Genomic DNA, 20993 nt, shown 5'->3' with positions numbered 1-20993 from the left:
GCCGTGGCGACACGGCAGACAAAAAAGCGACCCTCGCCCGATTGTGCCTGCCCATCGTGGCATGAAGGGCAGGCAGGCCGATGGCACGGCCCGTGCCCGGACGCGGGGAAATCCGCGACCGGGGGCACCCCGCCGTCTCTCCGAGACGAACGGGGTGCACGGTGCAAGCGGATACCGCGTCCGTTCGGACGTTCACAAGACCGAAGGTCTTGTGCAGCCCATCAGAAATCGAAAATTTCTGAGGACGCCGAACACGCCACACCCCTCGCGGGGCCGACGTATCGCGCACGAACCCCGTATCGCCTCGCCGGACCCCGTTCGGCAGGCGAGACGTTGCCAGCGGGGACCTGGGACGGACCCGCTGTCCCGCGTTGGAATCCTCGCGCTTCAGCGCGCGGAGGGTGTCAAGTGCCGTGCTGCCAGGAGCCCATGTATTCGCGCTGTTCGTCGCTGAGCGCGTCGTACTCGACGCCGTCGGCGGCGAGCTTGATTTCGGCGACTTCGCGGTCGAGCCGGTCCGGGACGTCGTGGACGCCGGCGTCGTACGTCTCGCCGTTCTCGACGAGTTCGCGGACGCAGACGGCCTGCACGCCGAAGCTCTGGTCCATCACTTCGACCGGGTGGCCGAGCGCGATGGGCGCCGCGAGGTTGACGAGCCGGCCCTCCGCGAGGACGTTCAGGCGGCGGCCGTCGTCCAGCTCGTACGCCTCGACGCCGTCGCGGGCCTCGTAGCGGTCGGCGGCCATCGCGTCGAGCTGTTCGAGGTTGATTTCGACGTCGAAGTGGCCGGCGTTCGCGAGCAGCACGCCGTCGTTCATCAGTTCGAAGTGCTCGCGGGTGATGACGTCGCGGTTCCCGGTCGTCGTGATGAACACGTCGCCGACCTCGGCGGCCTCCCGCATCGGCATCACGTCGTACCCCTCCATGTGGGCTTCGAGCGCCTTCCGCGGCTCGACCTCCGTGACGATGACGTTCGCGTTCTGGCCGGCCGCCTTCTTCGCGACGCCCTGCCCGCAGTAGCCGTAGCCGGCGACGACGACGTCCTTCCCGGCGAACGACAGGTTCGTCGTCATCGCGATGGTGGCGAGGCTCGCCTCGCCGGTGCCGTGGACGTTGTCGAACAGCCGCTTCATCGGCGTGTCGTTCACCGCGAACACCGGGTAGTCGAGCGCGCCGTCGGCGTCCATCGCGCGGAGCCGGTGGACGCCGGTCGTCGTCTCCTCGCAGCCGCCGACGATGGAGTCGATGAGCTCCGGGTGGTCCTCGTGAATCGCGGCGACCATGTCCATGCCGTCGTCGACGGTCACGGTCGGCTCGTGGTCGATGACGGCCTCGATGGCGGCGTAGTACCCCTCGTCGTCGACGTCGTGGACGGCGTACGACGTGATGGCGTCGTTCGCGTCCAGCGCCGCCGACACGTCGTTGTGCGTCGACAGCGGGTTACAGCCGGTGATGGCGACCTCGGCGCCGCCGAGCGCCAGCAGCTCCACGAGGTTCGCGGTCTTCGCTTCGACGTGCATCGCCATCCCGACGACCTCGCCGGCGAACGGCTGCGACTCCGCGAACTCCTCGCGGAGTTCGGAGAGAATCGGCATGTGCTGAAGCGCCCAGTCCATCTTCCGACGCCCCTCCTCGACGGCCGACTCCGGGTCGTCGAGGTGCTCCGTCACGGGCGGATACGGCTCACTCATATGGAGTCCGGTTCGGGAGTCGCCGTCTTAACCCCGACGAAGCCGGCGGCGCGGACGGAGCGTGGGGCACCACTGGGCCCCTGACGGAACTGGGCTCCGCAGCGTCGACGCGGCCGAACGGACCGCGGACGTCGACCGCTCCGGGACCGTTCCGAAACCGCTCCGGGACCGTTCCGGGCCAGCCGCGGCGACCGCGACCGCGGAAGCCCCCGAGCCGTCGACGGCTGCGACCGCGCTGCGCGCCTCGCGCTCCCTGCGGTCGCGCTGCGGTGCTTGCCGGGTCTCGCTCGCCGACGGCTCGGCCCCTTCCAGTCCCACCCGTAGTTCGGGCGAGTGTCGGCGCCGGCGGCGGTGTGGTCGTCGTCGCTGCGTCGGTAGAATAGGCGTCGTCGCCGGCGGCAGAAGAATCGTCGTCGCTGCAGCGGAGCGGCGGTCGTCGGTGCAGCGGAACGGCGGTCGTCGCCGGCGCCGGCGTCAGTTCTGTGCGCGGTCGACCGCTGCGGCGGCGGCGTCGGCGGCGCGGTCGCGGACGGCGGCCTCGTCGAACCCGAGCACGTCGCGGTCGCGCATCACGACGTCGCCGTCACAGACCGTGTGGCGGACGTCGCTGCCGCGGGCGGCGTACACGAGGTGGGAGACGAGGTCGTGCTGGGGCGTGAGGTGCGGCGCGTCGAGGTCGACGACGGCGAGGTCGGCGGCGGCGCCCGCCTCGATGCGGCCGGCGTCGACGCCGAGCGCGGCGGCGCCGCCTTCGGTCGCCATCTCGACGACTGCGTCGGCGTCGACCGCGGCGGCGTCGTCCGCGGCGAGCTTCCCGACCATCGCGGCGTCGCGCATCTCGTCGAACAGGTCGAGGTCGTTGTTGGAGGCGGCGCCGTCGGTGCCGAGCGCGACCGGGACGCCGGCGTCCAGCATCGCCTGCACCGGCGCCATCCCGGAGGCGAGTTTCATGTTCGACGCCGGGCAGTGGACGACGGCGGTGCCGCGCTCGGCGAGCAGGTCGAGTTCGGCGTCGTCGCTGTGGACGCCGTGGGCGACCCACGTGTCGCCGCCGAGCAGCCCGACGTCGTCGGCGTACGCCGCCGGCCGAGTGCCGCGCTCCTCGACGATCGGAGCGACCTCGTCGCGCGTCTCGTTCAGGTGGAAGTGAATCGGGACGTCGGCGTCGGCGGCGCGGTCGGCGGCGTCGCGCAGGAACGCCTCGCCGACCGTGGTGAGCGAGTGCGGCATCACCGCCGTCCGGACGCGGCCGTCGGCGGCGCCGTCAAGCCGCGCTGCGACCGCGAACGACTCGTCGAGGTCCGCCCACGCCGCGTCGTCGTCCTTCCCGACCGTGACGACGCCGTGGCCGAGCCGGCACCGGATTCCGGCCTGCTCGACCGCCGCGGCGACCTCGCCCACGTGGAAGTACATGTCGGCGAAGGCGGTGACGCCCGACCGAATCAGTTCGACGAGGCCGAGTTCGGTGCCGGCGCGGACGTCCTCGGGGGTCAGCGCGCCCTCGACCGGCCAGACGTCCTCCTGCAGCCACGCGTCGAGCGGCTTGTCGTCGGCGTAGCCGCGCAGCAGCGTCATCGCGGCGTGGCAGTGCGCGTTCACGAGCCCCGGAATCACGAGGCCGCCGTCGGCGTCCAGCGTCTCGTCGGCGTCCGCCGCGAGGTCAGGCTCGACGGCGCGAATCGTCCCGGTGTCGCCGTCGACCAGCACGTCCGCCGCCACGACCGAGTGGTCGGGCAGGAGGACCTGTCCGTCGACGACCGCGAGCGTACTCATGCGTCGGAATGTGCCGGCGCGGCTACTCAATCCGTCGAAGGCCGAGCGGGAGCCGGCCGGTCGTCTGCGAGGCTACCCGTCACCGCCGCCGTGGCTTACGTCGCCCCCGTCGTCCCCACTGCCGTCACCGCTGCCACCGCCGTCGCCGTCGGCTGCGCGGTCGCGGAGCCGGTCGATGCGGTCGCCGAGCGGGACGTTCGCGGAGAGCGGATTCGGGACGCTGCGGCGGGACGGCACCAGCGAGTGCGCGTCGGCGTACCGCTCGAAGGCGTCCGCGAGGACCGCGGCGCCGACGCGGTCGGCCGCGGCGTCGTCGGCGCTTCGAATCCCGCGCCGGGTCGCCCACAGGCCGACGAGCAGCGCGGCGGCGGCGCCGGCGAGCGGAACCACCGAGAGTCCGCCGTCGCCGCCGAACGCGGCGATGAGGAGGACGCCGGCGGCGACGACGGTGCCGATGCGGCGGCCGAGGACGTGCACGGAGCCCTGCGCGGCCTTCGACGCCAGCAGCGCAGCCGCGGTGTCGTCGTCGAAGGCGTCGAGGAACGCGTCCGAGACGAACAGTCGGCGGTAGCCCGGCGGCCCGCGGACGACGAGGGTCGCCGACTCCGCGTCCGTCTCCGCCAGGACGACCGTGTCGCGGACAGAGAGTCCGGCGCGCTCGCGCAGTGCAGCGAGCCGGTCGGCCTCGGCGGCCGTCGGCTCGCGGGTGTCACGGAGCGCAGTAATTACCCACGGCGACGCGACGAGGACGACGGCGGCGACCCCGACGAGCAGCACGGCGAGCGGCACGAGTCCGGCGCCGCCGGCGACGACGCGGCGGAGCGGGACGATGAGGACGGTGAGCAGCGCCGCGACGCCGAGCAGGTAGCGCGCCATACGGCGGACCGCGGACGCCGTCGAGAGGTCGATGTCGCGGACGGCGCGGACGCCCCGAATCGTCGGCGCGTACGCCGCGAGCACGGCGACGGCGGCGGCGAGCCACGTCGCGAAGTCGGCGGCCAGCGCGGCGACGAGTCCGCTCCGCGCGGCGACGCCGGGGAGCACGACGCCGGTGACGGCGGTCCCGAAGTCGAGGACGGCGAGCAGTCCGTACGCGAGGAGGCCGACCGGGAAAACGACGCCGAGGTACAGCAGCCGGTACTTTCCGACGGGGTTCGACAGCCGGCGGGCGACGGCGCTGCCGACCGCGCCGGCGACGACGGCGACGACACAGAGCGCCAGCCAGAACGCGACCGGCGGTCCGAGGGCGGGCGAGGAGGCGGATTGCAGCGGGAGCACACCGGACGTGTCCGCTGCCGAACCAAATCCGTGTCGACTGTCGAAACAGCCCCGGCCGGTCCGGCGCCGCCGAACCGTCCGTCGCGACCCAGCCTGCTCGGCGCCGATTCGGCGGCGCAGTTCGGCGGCGCGGAGCGCCCCGGTACTGAAACTGGAACGGACGCGAACCCCCGTCGGGGGCGGCGACTCGGCAACTTTCACTTTCACCTCGGAGTCGGCAAACGGTTAAGTGGTCAGGGCGGCCACCTCTCAGGTACGATGCCCGGTGACCCCGAGGAGGGGATGCTGTCGTGGGACGAGTCGGTGTTCCGCGACGAACACGTCTTCGAAATCGACTACGTCCCGGAGACGTTCCGGCACCGCGAGAGCCAACTGGAGTCGCTGAAGTACGCGCTCCGGCCGGCCGCCCGCGGCTCTCGCCCCCTCAACACCATCGTCCGCGGCCCGCCCGGCACCGGGAAAACCACGTCCGTCCAGAAGCTGTTCGCCGAGCTGCGCGCGCAGACCGACGTCCGCACCGTCCGCGTGAACTGCCAGGTGGACTCGACGCGGTACGCAGTCTTCTCGCGCATCTTCGAGGAGATATTCGACTACGAGCCGCCCTCCTCCGGCATCTCGTTCAAGAAGCTGTTCGGGCAGATCACCGACCGGCTCGTCGAACGCGACGAGGTGCTGGCGGTCGCGCTCGACGACGTGAACTACCTGTTCTACGAGAACGAGGCGTCCGACGCGCTGTACTCGCTGCTCCGGGCGCACGAGGCGCACAGCGGCGCCAAAATCGGCGTCATCTGCGTCTCCTCGGACCTGTCGCTCGACGTCATCGACGAACTGGACTCGCGGGTCCAGTCCGTCTTCCGGCCGGAGGAGGTGTACTTCCCGGTGTACGACGTCGACGAGATCGTCGACATCCTCCGCGAGCGCGCCAAACGCGGCTTCCACGAGGGCGTGCTCGGCGACACCGAACTCGACCGGGTCGCCGAACTCACCGGCGAGTCCGGCGACCTCCGCGTCGGTATCGACCTGCTGCGGCGCGCCGGCCTGAACGCCGAGATGCGGGCGTCTCGAACCATCTCCGTCGAGGACGTCGACGAGGCGTACGACAAGTCGAAGTACGTCCACCTGTCCCGGAGCCTCCGCGGGCTCTCCGACTCCGAAACCGCGCTGGTGGAGGTGCTCGCCGAACACGACGGCGAGCAGGCCGGCGACGTCTACGAGGCGTTCCACGACCGCACCGACCTCGGCTACACCCGCTACTCCGAGATCATCAACAAGCTCGACCAGCTCGGCATCATCGAAGCCGAGTACGCGGAGGTCGACGGTCGCGGTCGCTCGCGCTCGCTCACGCTCGCGTACGACTCCGACGCGGTCATGGACCGCATCGAGGGCTGACTCGTCGACGGCGCCCGCTCCGTCCGTCGCCCCATCCGACGCGTCACTCCGTCAGCAGCCGCGCGCGGACGCCGAACGTGGAGGCGTCGGCCGCGCCTCGGCGCCTCGGCCACACGGCATAACACGCGGACGGCCCTGAGTGCCGCCCATGGACGGAGACCGTTCCGCTGACCGGATGAACTCCGAAGCCGAGTCGTCCGCCGACGGCGCCGGGCAGCAACCGCGGACGAGCCGACGCGGCGTGCTCCGCGCTGCCGGCGCTGCGTCCGCGGCGCTCGTCGCCGGCGTCGGAGCCGGGACCGGCGTCGCCGCCGCGCAGGACGACACCGGCGGCGACGTGACGACGAAAGCCGCGATTCCGGCGGACACGCCGCAGTTCGACAACGACGACTACACCGGGATGTTCGTCCACGTCGCCGGCGTCGACGACGCCGCGGCCACCGCCGACGTCGGGACGTGCCCGTTCCTCGGCGCCGACGACGAGGTCACGGCGTACGACGCCACGGTCGTCGACCGCGTCGACGCCGACCACCCGCAGGCGGACACGACGCTGTACGCGGCCAGCGGCAACGACGACGTCTCCGCCGGCGCGCTGTTCGTCGTCAACAATCAGCAGCAGTGCGGCGCCGGCACGGTTCAGCTTCGACTCGAAGAGATCGGGGAGGCGGACGTGCGCGTGTCCGAGGAAGCCGACGACGCGGCGGTCGAGACGCCCGGGTTCGGCGTCGGCGCCGCCGTCGCGGGGCTGTTCGGCGGCGCGGCGTACCTGCGGCGCCGCGGCGACTGAGCAGCCGGCGGGTCGGCGGCGGCGAACGTGCCGGCAGCCGGGTCGCCGAAGCGGTGCGGCGCGGCTCAGTCCGGGTGGAACCGCTGCATCGCCTCGCGGACGCCCTCGCGGTGGCCGATGATGGTGATGCGGTCGCCGACCTGCAGCGTGAAGTCGGCGTCCGGGACGTTCGCCTCGCCGTCGCGGTCGACGAGCGCGATGAGGCTCCCGCTCGGGAGCTGCGGGCCGATGTCGCGGACCGTGACGCCCGCCATCTCCTCGGAGGTGATTTCGACCTCCTGGACGTCGCCGCTGCGGCCGATTTCGCCCATCCAGTTCGCGAGCGCCGGCCGCTCGATGTAGTTGTCGATGGCCTGCGCGGTCGCCAGCACCGACGAGACGGTGCGGACGCCGAGATCCTCGAACGCCTCGACGTTGTCGGGGTTGTTCACCCGCGCCAGGATGGTCTCCGGGTCGAACTTCGAGTCGGCGAGCTGGGCGACGAGCAGGTTCACGTCGTCGTCGCCGGTGGCGGCGACCACGACCTTCGCCTTCTCGGCGCCGGCGGCGCGGAGGACGTCGGTGTCGGTGCCGTCACCGATGTGGACCGTGTGGCCCTCGTTCCGCGCCGCCTCCACGACTGTTTCGTCGGTCTCGATCAGGACCACGTTCTCTCCACGGTCTTCGAGGCGTTCGGCGAGCGCACGGCCCACCTTCCCGCCTCCGATGATGAGTACACGCATGGGTATCACGTCGAGTGCTTCCGCGATGCGGCGGGCGAACCCGCCTTCGAGCGCGACGGTCGCGAGGATGACGAGGAACACGGTGCCGACGAGGACGTTCGCCGCCTGGTCCATCCCGGCGTCGGCGAGTTCGACGGCGAACAGCGTCGCGACGGACGCCGGGATGATGCCGCGCGGCCCGACGAACGAGATGAACAGCTTCTCGTTCCGGGTGAACCGGTCGCCGGCGGTCGACAGCATCACCAGCGCCGGCCGGATGACGAACATGACGGCGGCGACGACCGCGAGTCCGCCGAGGCCGACGCGGAGCAGATCCTCGAACCGGAGCAGCGCCGCGAGCGCGATGAACACGAACGACAGCACGACCAGCGTGATGTCGCCTTTGAAGTCCGTGATTTCGGACTCGTACGGGATGTCGACGTTGCCGAGCAGGACGCCGGCGGTCGCGACGGCGGCGATGCCGGCCTCCGTGCTGAGCGTGTCCGCGGCGCCGTACGCGACGAGCGCGCCGGCGAGCACGAGCAGCCGGGCGTTCTGCGGTGCGTTCCCCGGCGACAGGTCGACGTAGTGCAGCGCGTAGTAGACGACGCCGGCGACGATGCCGCCGACGACGACGCCGACGCCGAGCCGCTCGACGAACAGCGTCAGCAGCGTCACCGGGTCGCGCGTCCCGGTCTTGATGGCTTCGAAGATGACGACCGCGAGGATGGCGGCCGTCACGTCGTTCACGATGCCTTCCGTCTCCAGCGCGGCTTCCACGCGGTCGCGCGCCGGCACGACCTCCAGAATCGGCGCGATGACGGTCGGCCCGGTCGCGACGAGCAGCGCGCCGATGAGCCCGGCGACGAGCCAGTCGACGCCGAGCGCGAACTTCACGGCGAGCGCCGTCCCGATGAACGCGACGACGGCGCCGACCGTCACGAGCCGCAGCGTCGCCGCCGGCGCCTCACGGAGCTTGTCGGCGCGGAGGTGGAACGCGCCCTCGAAGACGATGATGGCGACCGACAGGCCGACGATGGCGGGCAGGGCGTCGCCGAACGCCGCCGGCGTCACCAGCGGGTCGAGCCCCGGGACCCACGCGCCGACCCCCTCCGGACCGAGCAGAATCCCGGCGGTGATGAGAAAGATGATGCTCGGGACCTGAAACCGGTCAGAGAGCACCTGTGCAATCACGCCGACCGCGATAATTGCAGCGACGAGTGCGATGAGTCCAGCCGCGCCGGCCATCAGGTCACCTCCATGGCGTAGCCTGCGGCGGCATCCGGTAAAAAATCCACTACTGCGGCGGTCCGCGTGCCGGCCCGTGGCTGGTCGGCGCTCTCGCCCCCGGACTCGTCACTGGTCGTACAGGATTTCGACCTGGTCCGCGTACCGGTCGAGGATGTTCCGGCGTTTCTTCTTCATCGTCGGCGTCAGCATGTCGTTCTCCTCGGTGAACTCCTCGGGCACCAGCCGGAACTGCTTGATCTGCTCGTGCGGCTCGAACTGCTCGTTCACCCGGTCCACCTCGGTCTGAATCAGGTCGCGGACGCGGTCGTCGCGGCACACCGACCGGCGGTCGTCCGGCAGGTCGTACCCCTTCCGCTCGGCCCACGCCTCGACCGCGTCGAAGTCCGGGACGAGCAGCGCCGAGACGAACTTGCGCTCCTCGCCGAGCACCACGGCCTGTTCGACGTACTCGGCGGCCGCGAACGCGTCCTCGATGGCGCCCGGCGGCACGTACTTCCCGGTGGACAGCTTGAACAGCTGCTTCGCGCGCTCGCGGAACCGGATGTAGCCGTCCGGCCGGATTTCGACGACGTCGCCGGTGCGGAACCAGCCGTCGTCGGTGAACGCCTGCTCGGTCTCCTCGGGGAGCTTCCAGTAGCCGTCGAACACGTTCGGCCCCTTCACGAGCAGTTCGCCGACGTCGCCGTCGGACTCGACGGTGCCGGCGACGCTCTCGTCGAGTTTCACGTCGACCTCGACGACCGGCGGCCCGATGGTGCCGACCTTCGGCTCCTCCGGCGGATTCACCGCGATGACAGGCGACGTCTCGGTGAGTCCGTACCCCTCCAGAATCGGGATGCCCATGCCGTGGTACAGTTCGCACAGCTCCGCCGACAGCGACCCGCCGCCGGAGATGAAGAAGTCGACGTTGCCGCCGAGCGCCTCCTTCACCGACGAGAACACGAGCCGGTCCGCGACGGCGTAGCGGGCGCGCAGCCACGCGCCGGGGTCGTCGGCGCGGTGGTGTTCGCGGCCGACCGCGGTCGCCCACTTGAAGATGCGCTCTTTCACCGGCGACTCGCTCGCCTGCTCGCGGATGGCGCCGTACAGCTTCTCGTACACCCGCGGGACGCTGGTCGCCGTCGTCGGCTGCACCAGCCCGAAGTCCTCCTGGAGCGTGTCGGGCGACTCCGCGTACGCGACGGTCGCGCCCGCCGCGAACATCAGGAAGTGGCCGGCGAGCCGTTCGAGGACGTGCGCGAGCGGCAGGTACGACAGCGTCGTCGACGACGCGTCGATGACGGGGACGTCGGTGCCGTCGCGGTCGGGCCGCGGCCCGAACCGCCGGTAGCACTGGTCGACGTTCGCGACGAAGTTCCGGTGGGTGAGTTCGGCGCCCTTCGGCGTCCCGGTGGTGCCGGACGTGTAGATGAGGCTCGCGAGGTCGTCGAGGTCGCGGTCGACCACCCAGCCGTCGCCGGGGTCGGCGTCGCGGCCGCGGTCGTGGACCTCCGCGAGCGTGTACACGTCGTCGCGGTCGTGCGAGTCGCCGTCGACGACGACGAAGAACTCCAGGTCCAGGTCGTCCTCGACGGCGAACACGCGGTCGAGCAGGTCGCGGTTCTCGACGACGACCGCGTCGGCGTCGGGGTCGCCGAGCAGGTGCCGGACCTGCCGCTCGGAGGAGGACGTGTAGACGGTGGTGGTGACCGCGCCGGCGCCGAGCACCGCGAAGTCGGTCTGCGCCCACTCCATGCGGGTGTCGGAGAACAGCCCGACGCGGTCGCCGGCGGCGACGCCGAGGTCGCGAAGCCCGGCGGAGAGCCGGCGCACGACGTCGTGCATCTCGCCGTACGTCAGGTCCGCGAACTCGCCGTCCGGCGCCGCGTCGACGACGCCGCCGCGCACCAGCGACCGGTCGTAGACGCCGCCCTTGTAGCGCTGTGCGACGCGGTCGGCGTTCCGGCGCGCGCTTGCGTCGAACGTCGCCGCGAGCGAGTCCCGCGTGATGTCGGGGTCGAACTCCCGTTCGGCCTGCCGCCAATCCATGGGACTACGTGGCGCGCTGCTGTAATAAAGGACACCGTCACCGCGGCACGTTTCTCGGAGTTGTCGCCTACTCGTCGGCGGCGTCCCGCTGGTTCGCCCGGTAGTCGAGGTAGCCGAGCACGCCGCGCGTGTTCAGCCGTTCCTCGGCGCGCGCCTTCCGCTCGCTCCACTCCTCGATGAGTTTCTCCGGCGCGTGCGCCGCGAAGTGCTCGACGACGGCCTCGTCGTCGCGCTCGGCGGCGCGCCGCTGTTTCACGGCCTCCACCCACTCGACGAGCGTCCGCTTGTAGCCGGCGAGCGCGTCGTCGTCGAACCGCCACGGGCCGAAGTGGCCGAAGCAGACGACGGTCGGCGCGAGGTCGCGAATCAGGTCGACGTCCTCCTGACACTGCCCGAGGTCGAACTGCGAGGGCGGCGTCGTCTGCCGAATCTCGTCGAGCCCCGGGACGTAGATGCCGGCCGCGTCGCCGGCGAACAGGACGTCGTCGCCGCGGTCGTGGACGACCACCTGGTGGGGCGCGTGCCCCGGCGCGTGGTGGACGTCGAGGTCGCGGTCACCGAGGTCGACGGTTTCGCCGCCGGAGAGCGACTCGATGCGGGCTTCCGGTACCGGCTTCGGCTCCACGTAGTACTTCCACTGCGACCCGACGGCCGCCTTCGTCCCTTCGACCAGCCGGGACGGGTCGGCGAGGTGGGGCGCGCCGATCTCGTGCACCACGACCGTCGCGTCCGGGTAGCGCTCCGCGAGGAAGCCGGCGCCGCCGGCGTGGTCGAGGTGGACGTGCGTCGGCAGGATGACATCCGGCGTCACGCCGAGTTCGTCGAGCGCGTCGAAGATGACCTCGTGGTTCGTGCCGATGCCGGTGTCGACGAGCGCCGGCCGCTCCGCGTCGACGACGTAGACGGCGCCGTACTCGTCGGTGTCGTACATGCCGGTGTCGACGCAGTAGACGTCGGTGCTGTCCGGGACCGCCGTGATGTCGCCGCGGCTCATACGTCCATTCCCGCGGGAGACGCGCAAAAGCGTTCTGTCGTCATCCCGGGCCGGCCGCTCGCCGGCGACGACGTCGGCGGCGTCGGCTGCGTCGACGAACCGGGTCGGAGGCGCGTCACGCGTTCACGTCGGGGCCGTCGTCGACGAACCGGACCGTGAATCGGTCGTAGCCGCCGTAGGCGGTTTCGAGCGAGCCAAGCCACCAGTTCCAGCGTTCGACGACGGAGTTGTCGTCGGGGGCGTCGGCCATGTTCGAGACGACGTCGTCGACCGTGAGCTCCTGGCCTCGGTCGTCTGCGAGCTTCCCGGAGTCGGCCAGGTCGCGCGCCTGGCGAACCACTGTCCGGCGGGCGGGCTCGTCGCCGTCGAACTCGCGTTCGAGGGCGGCTTTCAGTTCTCTCGTGTCCACGCCACTCCTTGGCACTGCTCCCTTTTTAGTTCGCGGGGTCTGTGTCAGACGTTCGCACGACCATCGTCTGACGGCGCGGCGGCGTCGCTGCCGGCCGGTCCGGGCGTCAGTTCCCGTCGTGCCACGCATCGTCGCGGCGCTGCTCCGCGGAGTCGTCGCGGAACGGCGCGGGCCGGTTTCCGGGGGACTCGGCGCCCAGCGCGTACGACAGCCAGTTGCCGACGTGCCACGCCGCCGTCTCCGGGTCGAGGTCGCGCAGCGTCACGGTCAGCCGGCGGTACCGCTCGGGCGCGCCGTCGCGGTCCGGGTCCGGGCCGCGGAGCCGGAAACACGCGCAGGCGTCGCCGTCGGCCGGAGTCTCGGCCACCCGAATCACGACGTCGGCGTCGGCCGCGGCGTCGACGCGGTCGAACTGGACGGCGGGCAGCGCGGCCGACTGCTCGACGAAGCCGAGCGCGCCGGCGACCTCGTCGCGAACGGTGCGGCGCTCGGCCGGGGACGACGCGTCCGCCGCGTCGACGGCGACAGTCAGCCGCCGGTCCGCCCACGGGAACGCCCGGTCGGTCGCGTTCCGCCGCGGCGCGGTCGTGACGGCCACGGCGGACTGCATCAGGCCGCGCGGCGCGTCGCCGTGCCGCAGCCCGAGGAGGTGGCCGAACTCGTGTTTCAGCACTCTGACCGTCGAGCGCTCGGTCAGCCCGGATTCGACTTCGACGACCGCGGGGCGGGCGGGCGCCGTCCCGTTCGGCGTCGGTGCGCAACCGACCGGGTTCGTCGCGTTCCCGCACGTCTCGACGTCGTCGACGCGGTGAACGACCACGTCGGCGTCGTCCGCGCCGGAGCCGTTGGCGGCCGCGGCGACCCGGAAGTCGACGGCGTAGCCGGCGTATCGCTCCGCGTTCGCCGCCCAGAACGACGCGGCGCGGCGGACGAGCGGCGCGAACTCGGAGTCAGTCGCGCGCTCGGCGTCGCCGGCGACGACCGCGACTGTCAGCGTCTCCTCGCGCCACGGATTCCGCTCGTCGGATCCCGCGTCGGAGGCGTCAGACGTCGCTTCAGAGGCGTCGGACGCCGCGCCGGGCGCCGGCGACGTCGTCTCGACAGCGGTCGCCGGCGAGGCGCCGGCGTCGCGAGGCGATGCGGAGGAGGCGACACAGCCCGCCGTGACACAGAGGAGGGCGACGAGGAGCGCGGTGGCTCGGCGGCGCATTCATCGTGTGCTTTCTGAACACGCCCGAAAACGTTGCGGTCGCGCTATCGAGACGGATAACGCCGCCCGTTCGGCGTCGTCGCAGTCGCGGTCGACGGTGTCGTCGCGGTCGCGGTCGACGCAGCGGCCGACACTGCGGTCGGCGTCGCTGCTGTCGCCGTCGACGGCGCCGTCGCTGGCGGAGTCAGTGCGGCTGAGGGGAGTAAGCCCCCTTCGGTTCGACCCGACATTCGGCTGAGCGTCCGCGCCAGCGCCCGAACTACCATCGGGGACGCGGCGTCCGAAGGGACGTCGCGTCCCGTCGGCGCGGACTTGCACCGGCGAGGATTCGCCGTTCCATCCGGTCCCGGCGGTCGGCCCTCGGCCGGTTAGCTCCCTCCCCTCTCGGGTCGGTTCGCGGGCCTCATCGGTCGCGCCGGGCGGTGTCGTTTCTGTTCCAGAGCCAGCCGTCTCCGACTCCGGATTTGCATCCGGTCGCCTGTCCGGGCGGTGGGGGGACTTTCCTCATGTCGCGTGTGACGGCGACACGGGGGTCGGGCTCCCTCTGCCGTCTCCGGGTACGCCGCTGCCGCGGTTAAGTGGTTCGCCACGCGACCCGGCTCGGCCGCCGTCGTCGCAGTGGAGCGCTCGGCGGCTGAGCCAGCCGAAATCGGCCGATCGGTCCCTCACGGTCCTTCACATGAAGGGAAGGGTTCAAGTCGAATCAGCCCAACTAAGTGGTATGTCCGAGGCGAAGGCCGTGCGACTTTCCTACGACGATGGGGCACGTGCGGTCGAACTCGCTCGGGAATCCGTGGAATCGTACGTCCTCCAGGGACAGCGGGAACAACCGGGCAGCATGCGGGACGCCTTCTACGCACGGACCGGCGCCTTCGTCCGGCTGCAGTCCACGAGAGGCCGCGGCCGAATGCGGGGCTGTGCCGGGTCGTATCGGGGCTCCGACCAGCTCGGCCACGCCATCGTCGACGCCGCCATCAAGGCCGCGTCCGACGACACCGGCGGCTCCGAAGTCGAACCGAAAGAGCTCGACTCCATCGTGGTCTCCGCCTGCATCGTCTCCGATATCACGCTCACCGCCGACCCGATCGCCGACCTCGAACTCGGCCGGCACGGCGTCGCAATCGACAACAACGGCCACCACGGCTGGCTCTACCCGACGATTCCCGTCGAGAACGACTGGAGCAAAGAGCAGTTCCTCTCGCGGGTCTGCCGCAAGGCGAAGCTCTCGCCGACCGCCTGGCAGGACGAGGACACGATGGTGACGCTCATCGACGGCCAGGTGTTCCGCGAGCGCGCCGACGGCGGCAGCGTCGAAGAACTATAGTCGGACGACAGACGGCTTCTCGCCGCTCCGAACCGCACGCACCGTAGCCTCGGCCTCGCTGCTCATCCTCGGTCGCCGTCAGCGTCGTTGCCGTCGCGGTACGGCCGTAGTGGCACACCGACTACCGGCCAGGCTGTCGCGGCTCGCAGTTCCCCTCAGAGCATCCGCACGTTCAAATACGAAGCCGCGGCCAGAGGCCGCATCGTCAGCTAATAGGTGCGGCGCGCCGGGACGCGGTTGTGCGGCCCGACGGCGCGTCGGTGACGCCCCGAGCACGGCCGCCTGCCAGCCCCCGTCCGTGAGCAGCCGCTCCGCCGCGACGTCACTCGTCGCCGAAACCGGTCCGGTCCGCGTCCGCGAGCGCCCGCTCCGCCGCGTCGTCGATGGAGAACTCCGCGACGAGTTCGCCGTCGCGCAGCACCGGTTCGAGCAGCGACTCGGCGTCTTCGGGGCCGTCGCGGTCGCGGAGACCGACGTGGTGAGCGCCGTCGGCGGTCCGGTACACCGACTTCGCGCCGGAGAGCTTCCCGCGCTTCGACACCGGCTCGCCGTCCACCTCCACGATGTCGAGCGCGAAGTCCACCGGGTCGGCGTTGCTGACGTAGCCGCCGACGCCGAACCCGTCCGCGACGTCCCGTAGCTCCCGCAGCGACGCCGGTCCGAGCCCGCCCGAGAGGAAGACGTCGACGTCGTCCAGTCCGCGCGCGTCGAGTTCCCACTTCACTTCCCGAATGATGTGCCGGAAGTCGCCGCGGCGCGACCCGGTCGTGTCGAGCCGGATGCCGGAGAGCCGGTCGCCGAGCGCCTCGACCGCCCGGATGGCTTCGTCCTTCTCGTCGCTGTAGGTGTCACACAGCGCGATTCGCGGGACGCCCTCCGGGGTCGCCTCGTCGAACGCCTGCCACGCGGCCTCCTGCTGGCCGCGGCCGAAGCAGATGAGCAGCGCGTGCGGCATCGTCCCGGACGCCTCCCGGCCGAGTAGTTCGCCGGCCGCGACGTGCGAGAACCCGTCGAAGCCGCCGAGCAGCGCGCTCCGCTCCACCATCGCGGTCGCCGCCGGATGGACGTGGCGCGCGCCGAACGACAGCACCGTCGAGTCCGGCGCTGCGCGGCGACATTCGAGCGCCGCCGTCGCACAGCCGGACGCGTGCGAGAGAAAGCCGAGCAGCGACGTCTCCAGCCGCGCGAACGCCAGGTAGTCGCCCTCGATTCGGAGCACCGGGCCGCCGTCGAACAGCGTCCCTTCCGGAATCGCGTCGACGTCGACGTCGTGGCCTTCGAGCAGCGCCGCGGCGTCTTTCACGCCGGCGAGCAGTTCGAACTCCCCGGTCGGGAACTGGTCGGCGGTGACCTCGGCGACGACGTGCGGGTTCCGGTCGGCGTGCCGAAGCGTCTCCTCGGTGTGCGCGAAGTAGGCGTCCGTCGCGCGCCCGTCGCGGATGGCGTCGGGCGAAACGACGTCAAAATCGAGCGACGGCGAATCCATTACCGGCGAGTTTGCGCGGCCGGGACAAAAAGACACGCGTCACGGCGGAGACGCGGCCCTACTCGGCTGGCGCCCGGACGCGGCTGAGCGCGTCGACGGTCGGTGCGTTCGTGACGACGACCGTGTCGCCGCGGCGCTCCACCCGGAACGCGTCGGCGAACGGGCCGCTCGGAACCCGGTAGACGCCTGTTCTGACGGTCTCGGCGCCCAGCTGCTCCGTCAACACCGTCCGGTACGCGGACGCGAACTGCGCCGCGTCGGCGCTGCTGTCCCAGCGGAGCGTCCAGACGTAGCCGTACCGGGCGTCGGCGCCGCTCCCGGAGCGATACGGCACCAGCCTGTCGCCCGCCCAGCCGGTCGACGCCGGATGCGAGTAGTCGTACGGCGAGTACGCGCCGTCCCGCTGCGTCAGGGCGCCGCGGTCGACGTAGCGCTGATACCACAGCATCGTGAACACGCCGGTCTCGCCGAGTCGTTCGGCGTGCTGCTGGAGGTCGAACCGTGACCAGCCGTCCGACGACCGGTCGGTCGGCCGAATCCGGGTCGGCGTCTCAGCCGGGTACGCGTCCGGGTGAATCGTCTGCTCGGTCGACACCGGCCGGTCGTCGTACGCCGCGTTGACGGCGGCCCAGCCGCCGCATTCGCGGAGCCGGTGGACGAACTGCGGGCCGTCGGCGTACGGCTGATAGATGTACGTGAACAGCCCCTGGTTCACCGGAGCACCGCCGCCGCCGCCCGCAGACGGCGCGGGACGCGGGACGCACCGCCACTCCGAACGGTTCGCGGCGCAGCGCTCTTCGTACAGCGTCTCGACGTATCTGGCGTCTCCCTCCGTCAGGCCGTCGTGAGCGAGCGCGACGTCGCGGAGCGTCGCGCCGGTGAACCCGAAGTGCTGGTCTTGCAGCGCGTGCAGCAGTTCGTGCGCCAGCGTCGCCCGGTCGAGCACCGGCTCGTCGGCGTCGCTGACCACGACGATTCGGTCGTTTCGGGGCGAGTAGTAGCCCTGCACGGCGCCGCCGTACAGCGCCGCGAAGGCGTCGGTGGCGTTGCGGTCCTCGCCGACGACGAGCGCGGCCTCCCACACCTGATTCCGCCACGAGTGGTAGGCGGCGGACCGGTCGCCGGCGAACACCGACCGGTTCCGGTACTCGGCGCGCGAAATCACCTCGACCGGCACCGTCGCGGTGAACTCGAGGCCCCTGAGCCGCTCGACCCGTGCCGACGTCCGCGCGACGAACGCGCGGCGTTCGGCGGCGCTCAGTCCGTCGGACTGGTTCACGTCGATGGACTCGTTCCACCAGACGCCGGATTCGAACCCGATTCGATCCGTCGGCGGATCCTCGGGCCACTGCCAGCCGTCGCGGAGATTCGGCTGTGCGGCCGGCGCGGCACAGCCCGCGAGAACGAGGAGACAGACGACTGCGGCGACGCGTCTCACGGTCGCAGTCCCGCGGCCACGACGAAAAACGTTGGTGCGGCCGGCGCGGCCGGGCAGTCGACGTCAGCGCCGCCGCGCGAGCAGGCCGGCGAGTGCGACGGCGACGACGGCGACGAGGAAACCGAAGCCGGCGCCGGTCGTCGTCGTCGCGTCGTCAGTCGCGGTTCCGGACGTCGCCGACCCGGGTGTCGCGGTCGTCGGTGTCGGCGTCGTCGGCGTCGAGGTCGGCGTCGCGTTCGGACGGATGTTCTTCACGGCCGACACGGACGGGCCGTTGACGATGGTGACGCGCTTCCCGTCGAGTTTGACGAGGAACGCGTCCGCGAACTGGCCGTCCGGGACGACGTAGTAGCCGGCGTCGGTCCGCCTGACGTCGTGCGCCTCCAGCATCCGGAGGTACGTGTCGTAGAACTCCTCGGCGTCGTCCGCGGTGTCCCACGCCGTCACCCAGACGTAGCCGTACGACGCGTCCTCGCCGGAGCCTTTCTGGTACGGGAACAGCCGGTCGTTCGCCCAGCCGTCGGTCGGCGCGGCGTCGTAGTTGTACGTGTCGTACTGCTTGGTGGTCTCGAACAGCACCTGCGGGTTCACGGTGTCCGCCTGCGCGGTCCGCGCCTGGTACCAGAACATCGCGAACATCGACGCCTCCCCGGTCGTCTCGGAGCCGTTGATTCCCTGCTTCGGGAACGTCTTCCAGCCGTTGCGCGCGTGGTCTTCGAACGATATCGGGCGCGGCTTCTCGTCGGTCAGGTGGATAATCTGCTCGGAGGACGCCGGCGGGTTCACGAACCGCTTCTCGAAGGCGCTCCAACCGCCGCGCTGGACGATGTCGTGGACGTACACCGGGCCGTCGGAGTACGGATTCAGCATCGTCAGCAGGATACCAAGGTTCGGCCCGCCGCCGCCTCCGCCGCCTCCGCCGCCGCTGGACGGCGCGTCCTTGACGCACGACCACGCGCCGCCGCAGCGCGCGGAGTACTTCGCTTCGATGTAGTTCGCTTCGCCCTCGACGACGCCGTTGATGCCGAGTTCGCCGTCCTGCGTCTGCCCGCGGTACCGCGCCCGCGTCAGATTGTAGTGCTGGTCCTGCAGCGCGTGCGTCAGTTCGTGAATCAGCGTCGCGTTGTCGATGGTCGGCGAGTCGGGGGAGGGCGTGATGATCGTGATCTGGTCGTTCGTCGGCGAGTAGAAGCCGGCGACCGACGACCCCGTCGTCTGGGAAATCTGGCTCTCGGAACCGGTGGATTCGCCGACGATGAACAGCGCCTCCCACACCTGGTCGTTCCACTCGTTGAACTCGGTCCGGTTCCCGGAGCCGGCGGCGGTCCGGTTCCGGTAGCGCTCCCGCGAGATGACGTCGACCGGGATGCGCGACTGGAACTCCTGCCGCCGCAGATATTCGACCCGGGCCATGCCGCGCGCCACGTACCGCCGAAGCTCCGCGTCCGAGAGGCCGTCGGACTGGTCGACGGAGACGCTCTCGTTGTGCCAGTAGCCGTCCTCCCATCCCAGGACGTCCGTCGCCGGGTCGGCCGGCGACGGCGCGGCTGCCTGGCGCTGCTCGGGCGCGTCCGCGGCGGTGGCGGCACCTGCGGCCGCCGGCGCCACCGCGGCGACGAGGAGCAGCGCGGCGATGAGAACGGGGACGACTCGGCTCGTGGAGCCGAGCGGGACCGAGCGTCGCATACTCTCGCATGGAACCGGGGGTAAAAGTACCTTGTCCGCCGCGGCGACGCTGCCGGACGGCGGTTGCGGCACGGCGACATCCGCGTCTCCGTGGCCGTCTACGCCGCCCTCACCGCCTGTATCGGCGTCGTGGCCTGCGGCGTCGGCGTCGACACGGCGGAGGGCGTCGGTGGTGCTGCGTCGGCGGTGGCGCGTCGGTGCCGCGTCGGGAGCGCGGTGGCCGAGATTTACGTGCGGAGCGACCCCACGGGGTCGCATGGAGTTCGACCCAGACAGCACCGCGGTCGTCGTCGTCGACATGCAGAACGGGTTCTGCCACCCGGACGGCAGCCTGTACGCGCCACCGAGCGCCGACGCAATCGGCCCGGTGTCGACGCTCGTCGACCGCGCCGCCGACGCGGACGCGCCCGTCGTGTACACGCGCGACGTCCACCCGCCCGGTCAGTTCGACGACGCGCACTACTACGACGAGTTCGACCGGTGGGGCGAACACGTCGTCGAGGGGTCGTGGGACGCCGAACTCGTCGACGACCTCCCGACCGACGACGCCGCCCACGTCGTCGAGAAACACACCTACGACGCCTTCTACCGGACCGGCCTCGACGGCTGGCTCGACACGCACGGCGTCGACGACCTGGTCGTCTGCGGGACGCTCGCGAACGTCTGCGTCCTCCACACCGCCGGCTCAGCGGGCCTCCGCGACTACCGCCCGGTCGTCGTCGAAGACGCCCTCGGCTACATCGACGAGGAGCACCGCGAGTACGCCGTCGAACACGCCGACTGGCTGTTCGGCGAAACCGCGACGCTCGACGACGTCGAATTCGCCTGAACCGTTATGCGTCGCCGCCGTCGTCGGTTCCGCCGTCGCCGCCGTCCGCGTCCGATTCTCCGCCGTCGTCCGCGTCGGCGGTGAACTCCTCCGGCAGCAGGTTCGACGGCTCCTGCTGGGTGAACAGGACGCGGCTGGAGTCGTCGAGCGGCCGGAGGTACGTCCGGAGTTCGCCGATGCGCGCCACCTGCTTCAGCATCGGCGCCGCCTCCGAGACGGCGTAGTACAGCGGGAACACCACGGCGGCGCCGACGGACTCCGATTTCATCGCGACGACGAGGAACACGACGTCGTCGGTCTCCGCGCGGTAGGCGTCGTACTCGTCGAACTCGGCGTCGGTCTCCGCGACGAGCCCCTCCAGCTCCTCGAACTCGTCGCCCGGGAGCAGCACGTCGAGGCCGACGCGGTCCGGCGTCGCCTGCGCGGACGCCGTCGGCAGCGCGGTCACGTCGCCCGGGTGCAGCGCCAGCACGTCCCAGCCGGCGTCCCGGTACTCCTCGGCGGTCGCTTCCATGTCGTCCATGACGTCCTGCCAGAAGTCCTCGACGCCCGCCAACGGGTGACTACCAGCCATGCACGGCTATCGGGGCGCACCCCCTGAAAACCGTTCGCCTTGCCGCGCGGCCGAACGAGCCGCCCGGCCCGCGCGAGCGACGGAGACCACCGCCGACCGTCGCCCCTGGTCCGTCGCCTCCGGCGGTCGTCGCCCCTGAGTCGTC

Annotated in this window: 16 protein-coding genes and 1 other RNA gene; 4 read left to right on the top strand and 13 right to left on the bottom strand. The window is 71.2% G+C overall.

Annotated elements, in window-relative coordinates; all coding sequences use genetic code 11:
- Positions 1 to 404: 404 nt before the first annotated feature.
- From ACQUST_RS00915 to ACQUST_RS00905, 3 genes are all read right to left on the bottom strand, one after another.
- Positions 405 to 1691 (bottom strand): adenosylhomocysteinase, encoded by a 1287-nt coding sequence (locus ACQUST_RS00915; RefSeq protein ID WP_435123952.1) that lies wholly within the window; start codon positions 1689 to 1691, stop codon positions 405 to 407.
- Between the two features lie 474 nt (positions 1692 to 2165).
- Positions 2166 to 3464, bottom strand: coding sequence for an amidohydrolase (locus ACQUST_RS00910; protein ID WP_435123951.1), 1299 nt, complete (start codon positions 3462 to 3464; stop codon positions 2166 to 2168).
- A 72-nt stretch (positions 3465 to 3536) separates the two neighbouring features.
- A complete protein-coding gene (locus tag ACQUST_RS00905) occupies positions 3537 to 4742 on the bottom strand; it encodes a peptidase (protein WP_435123950.1) in 1206 nt (401 codons plus the stop codon).
- Positions 4743 to 5000: 258 nt separating this feature from the next.
- Between ACQUST_RS00905 and ACQUST_RS00900 the strand changes: the two genes are divergently transcribed.
- Positions 5001 to 6131: an ORC1-type DNA replication protein gene (locus ACQUST_RS00900; protein ID WP_435123948.1), complete on the top strand. Its 1131-nt coding sequence runs from the start codon at positions 5001 to 5003 to the stop codon at positions 6129 to 6131.
- A gap of 148 nt (positions 6132 to 6279) precedes the next feature.
- Positions 6280 to 6918, top strand: a complete 639-nt coding sequence (locus tag ACQUST_RS00895) for a hypothetical protein (protein WP_435123947.1) — start codon at positions 6280 to 6282, stop codon at positions 6916 to 6918.
- 65 nt (positions 6919 to 6983) lie between these two features.
- On the opposite strand, the gene ACQUST_RS00890 is transcribed toward ACQUST_RS00895, so the two are convergent.
- The 6 genes from ACQUST_RS00890 to rnpB form a co-directional block, all read right to left on the bottom strand.
- The gene (locus tag ACQUST_RS00890) at positions 6984 to 8867 is read right to left on the bottom strand and encodes a cation:proton antiporter domain-containing protein (RefSeq protein ID WP_435123945.1); all 1884 of its coding nucleotides are present in this window, start codon (positions 8865 to 8867) and stop codon (positions 6984 to 6986) included.
- A 108-nt stretch (positions 8868 to 8975) separates the two neighbouring features.
- Positions 8976 to 10898: an AMP-dependent synthetase/ligase gene (locus tag ACQUST_RS00885; RefSeq protein ID WP_435123943.1), complete on the bottom strand. Its 1923-nt coding sequence runs from the start codon at positions 10896 to 10898 to the stop codon at positions 8976 to 8978.
- A 67-nt stretch (positions 10899 to 10965) separates the two neighbouring features.
- On the bottom strand, positions 10966 to 11892 hold the full coding sequence (locus tag ACQUST_RS00880) for an MBL fold metallo-hydrolase (protein WP_435123941.1): 927 nt from the start codon (positions 11890 to 11892) through the stop codon (positions 10966 to 10968).
- 115 nt (positions 11893 to 12007) lie between these two features.
- Positions 12008 to 12301, bottom strand: a complete 294-nt coding sequence (locus ACQUST_RS00875; RefSeq protein WP_435123939.1) for a hypothetical protein — start codon at positions 12299 to 12301, stop codon at positions 12008 to 12010.
- Positions 12302 to 12407: 106 nt separating this feature from the next.
- Positions 12408 to 13511, bottom strand: a complete 1104-nt coding sequence (locus tag ACQUST_RS00870; RefSeq protein WP_435123937.1) for a matrixin family metalloprotease — start codon at positions 13509 to 13511, stop codon at positions 12408 to 12410.
- Between the two features lie 191 nt (positions 13512 to 13702).
- Positions 13703 to 14060: RNase P RNA component (gene rnpB / locus ACQUST_RS00865), an RNA gene on the bottom strand.
- 172 nt (positions 14061 to 14232) lie between these two features.
- Between rnpB and ACQUST_RS00860 the strand changes: the two genes are divergently transcribed.
- Positions 14233 to 14835: a TIGR00296 family protein gene (locus tag ACQUST_RS00860; RefSeq protein ID WP_435123935.1), complete on the top strand. Its 603-nt coding sequence runs from the start codon at positions 14233 to 14235 to the stop codon at positions 14833 to 14835.
- A 322-nt stretch (positions 14836 to 15157) separates the two neighbouring features.
- On the opposite strand, the gene ACQUST_RS00855 is transcribed toward ACQUST_RS00860, so the two are convergent.
- The 3 genes from ACQUST_RS00855 to ACQUST_RS00845 all read right to left on the bottom strand — a co-directional run bounded on the left by ACQUST_RS00855 (position 15158) and on the right by ACQUST_RS00845 (position 19445).
- Positions 15158 to 16321, bottom strand: a complete 1164-nt coding sequence (locus ACQUST_RS00855) for a nicotinate phosphoribosyltransferase (RefSeq protein ID WP_435123933.1) — start codon at positions 16319 to 16321, stop codon at positions 15158 to 15160.
- 58 nt (positions 16322 to 16379) lie between these two features.
- Positions 16380 to 17759 carry an Hvo_1808 family surface protein gene (locus tag ACQUST_RS00850; protein ID WP_435123931.1) on the bottom strand — a complete coding sequence of 460 codons (1380 nt, stop codon included), beginning with the start codon at positions 17757 to 17759 and terminating at the stop codon, positions 16380 to 16382.
- 63 nt (positions 17760 to 17822) lie between these two features.
- Positions 17823 to 19445, bottom strand: coding sequence for an Hvo_1808 family surface protein (locus tag ACQUST_RS00845; protein ID WP_435123929.1), 1623 nt, complete (start codon positions 19443 to 19445; stop codon positions 17823 to 17825).
- 256 nt (positions 19446 to 19701) lie between these two features.
- Between ACQUST_RS00845 and ACQUST_RS00840 the strand changes: the two genes are divergently transcribed.
- Positions 19702 to 20274: a cysteine hydrolase family protein gene (locus ACQUST_RS00840; RefSeq protein ID WP_435123928.1), complete on the top strand. Its 573-nt coding sequence runs from the start codon at positions 19702 to 19704 to the stop codon at positions 20272 to 20274.
- Between the two features lie 4 nt (positions 20275 to 20278).
- On the opposite strand, the gene ACQUST_RS00835 is transcribed toward ACQUST_RS00840, so the two are convergent.
- Positions 20279 to 20848 carry a DUF7529 family protein gene (locus tag ACQUST_RS00835; protein WP_435123926.1) on the bottom strand — a complete coding sequence of 190 codons (570 nt, stop codon included), beginning with the start codon at positions 20846 to 20848 and terminating at the stop codon, positions 20279 to 20281.
- Positions 20849 to 20993: the final 145 nt, after the last annotated feature.

The organism is Halobaculum sp. D14 (assembly GCF_051195135.1).
GTDB lineage: Archaea > Halobacteriota > Halobacteria > Halobacteriales > Haloferacaceae > JBNTKA01.
This window is presented reverse-complemented; position numbering and strand designations above follow the sequence as displayed.

What these genes read in the sequence shown, in the direction of transcription:
- ACQUST_RS00915 (WP_435123952.1), bottom strand. Translation starts at nt 1,691, where the DNA reads ATGAGTGAGCCGTATCCGCCCGTGACGGAGCACCTCGACGACCCGGAG.
- ACQUST_RS00910 (WP_435123951.1), bottom strand. Translation starts at nt 3,464, where the DNA reads ATGAGTACGCTCGCGGTCGTCGACGGACAGGTCCTCCTGCCCGACCAC.
- ACQUST_RS00900 (WP_435123948.1), top strand. Translation starts at nt 5,001, where the DNA reads ATGCCCGGTGACCCCGAGGAGGGGATGCTGTCGTGGGACGAGTCGGTG.
- ACQUST_RS00895 (WP_435123947.1), top strand. Translation starts at nt 6,280, where the DNA reads ATGGACGGAGACCGTTCCGCTGACCGGATGAACTCCGAAGCCGAGTCG.
- ACQUST_RS00890 (WP_435123945.1), bottom strand. Translation starts at nt 8,867, where the DNA reads ATGGCCGGCGCGGCTGGACTCATCGCACTCGTCGCTGCAATTATCGCG.
- ACQUST_RS00885 (WP_435123943.1), bottom strand. Translation starts at nt 10,898, where the DNA reads ATGGATTGGCGGCAGGCCGAACGGGAGTTCGACCCCGACATCACGCGG.
- ACQUST_RS00880 (WP_435123941.1), bottom strand. Translation starts at nt 11,892, where the DNA reads ATGAGCCGCGGCGACATCACGGCGGTCCCGGACAGCACCGACGTCTAC.
- ACQUST_RS00870 (WP_435123937.1), bottom strand. Translation starts at nt 13,511, where the DNA reads ATGCGCCGCCGAGCCACCGCGCTCCTCGTCGCCCTCCTCTGTGTCACG.
- ACQUST_RS00860 (WP_435123935.1), top strand. Translation starts at nt 14,233, where the DNA reads ATGTCCGAGGCGAAGGCCGTGCGACTTTCCTACGACGATGGGGCACGT.
- ACQUST_RS00855 (WP_435123933.1), bottom strand. Translation starts at nt 16,321, where the DNA reads ATGGATTCGCCGTCGCTCGATTTTGACGTCGTTTCGCCCGACGCCATC.
- ACQUST_RS00845 (WP_435123929.1), bottom strand. Translation starts at nt 19,445, where the DNA reads ATGCGACGCTCGGTCCCGCTCGGCTCCACGAGCCGAGTCGTCCCCGTT.
- ACQUST_RS00840 (WP_435123928.1), top strand. Translation starts at nt 19,702, where the DNA reads ATGGAGTTCGACCCAGACAGCACCGCGGTCGTCGTCGTCGACATGCAG.
- ACQUST_RS00835 (WP_435123926.1), bottom strand. Translation starts at nt 20,848, where the DNA reads ATGGCTGGTAGTCACCCGTTGGCGGGCGTCGAGGACTTCTGGCAGGAC.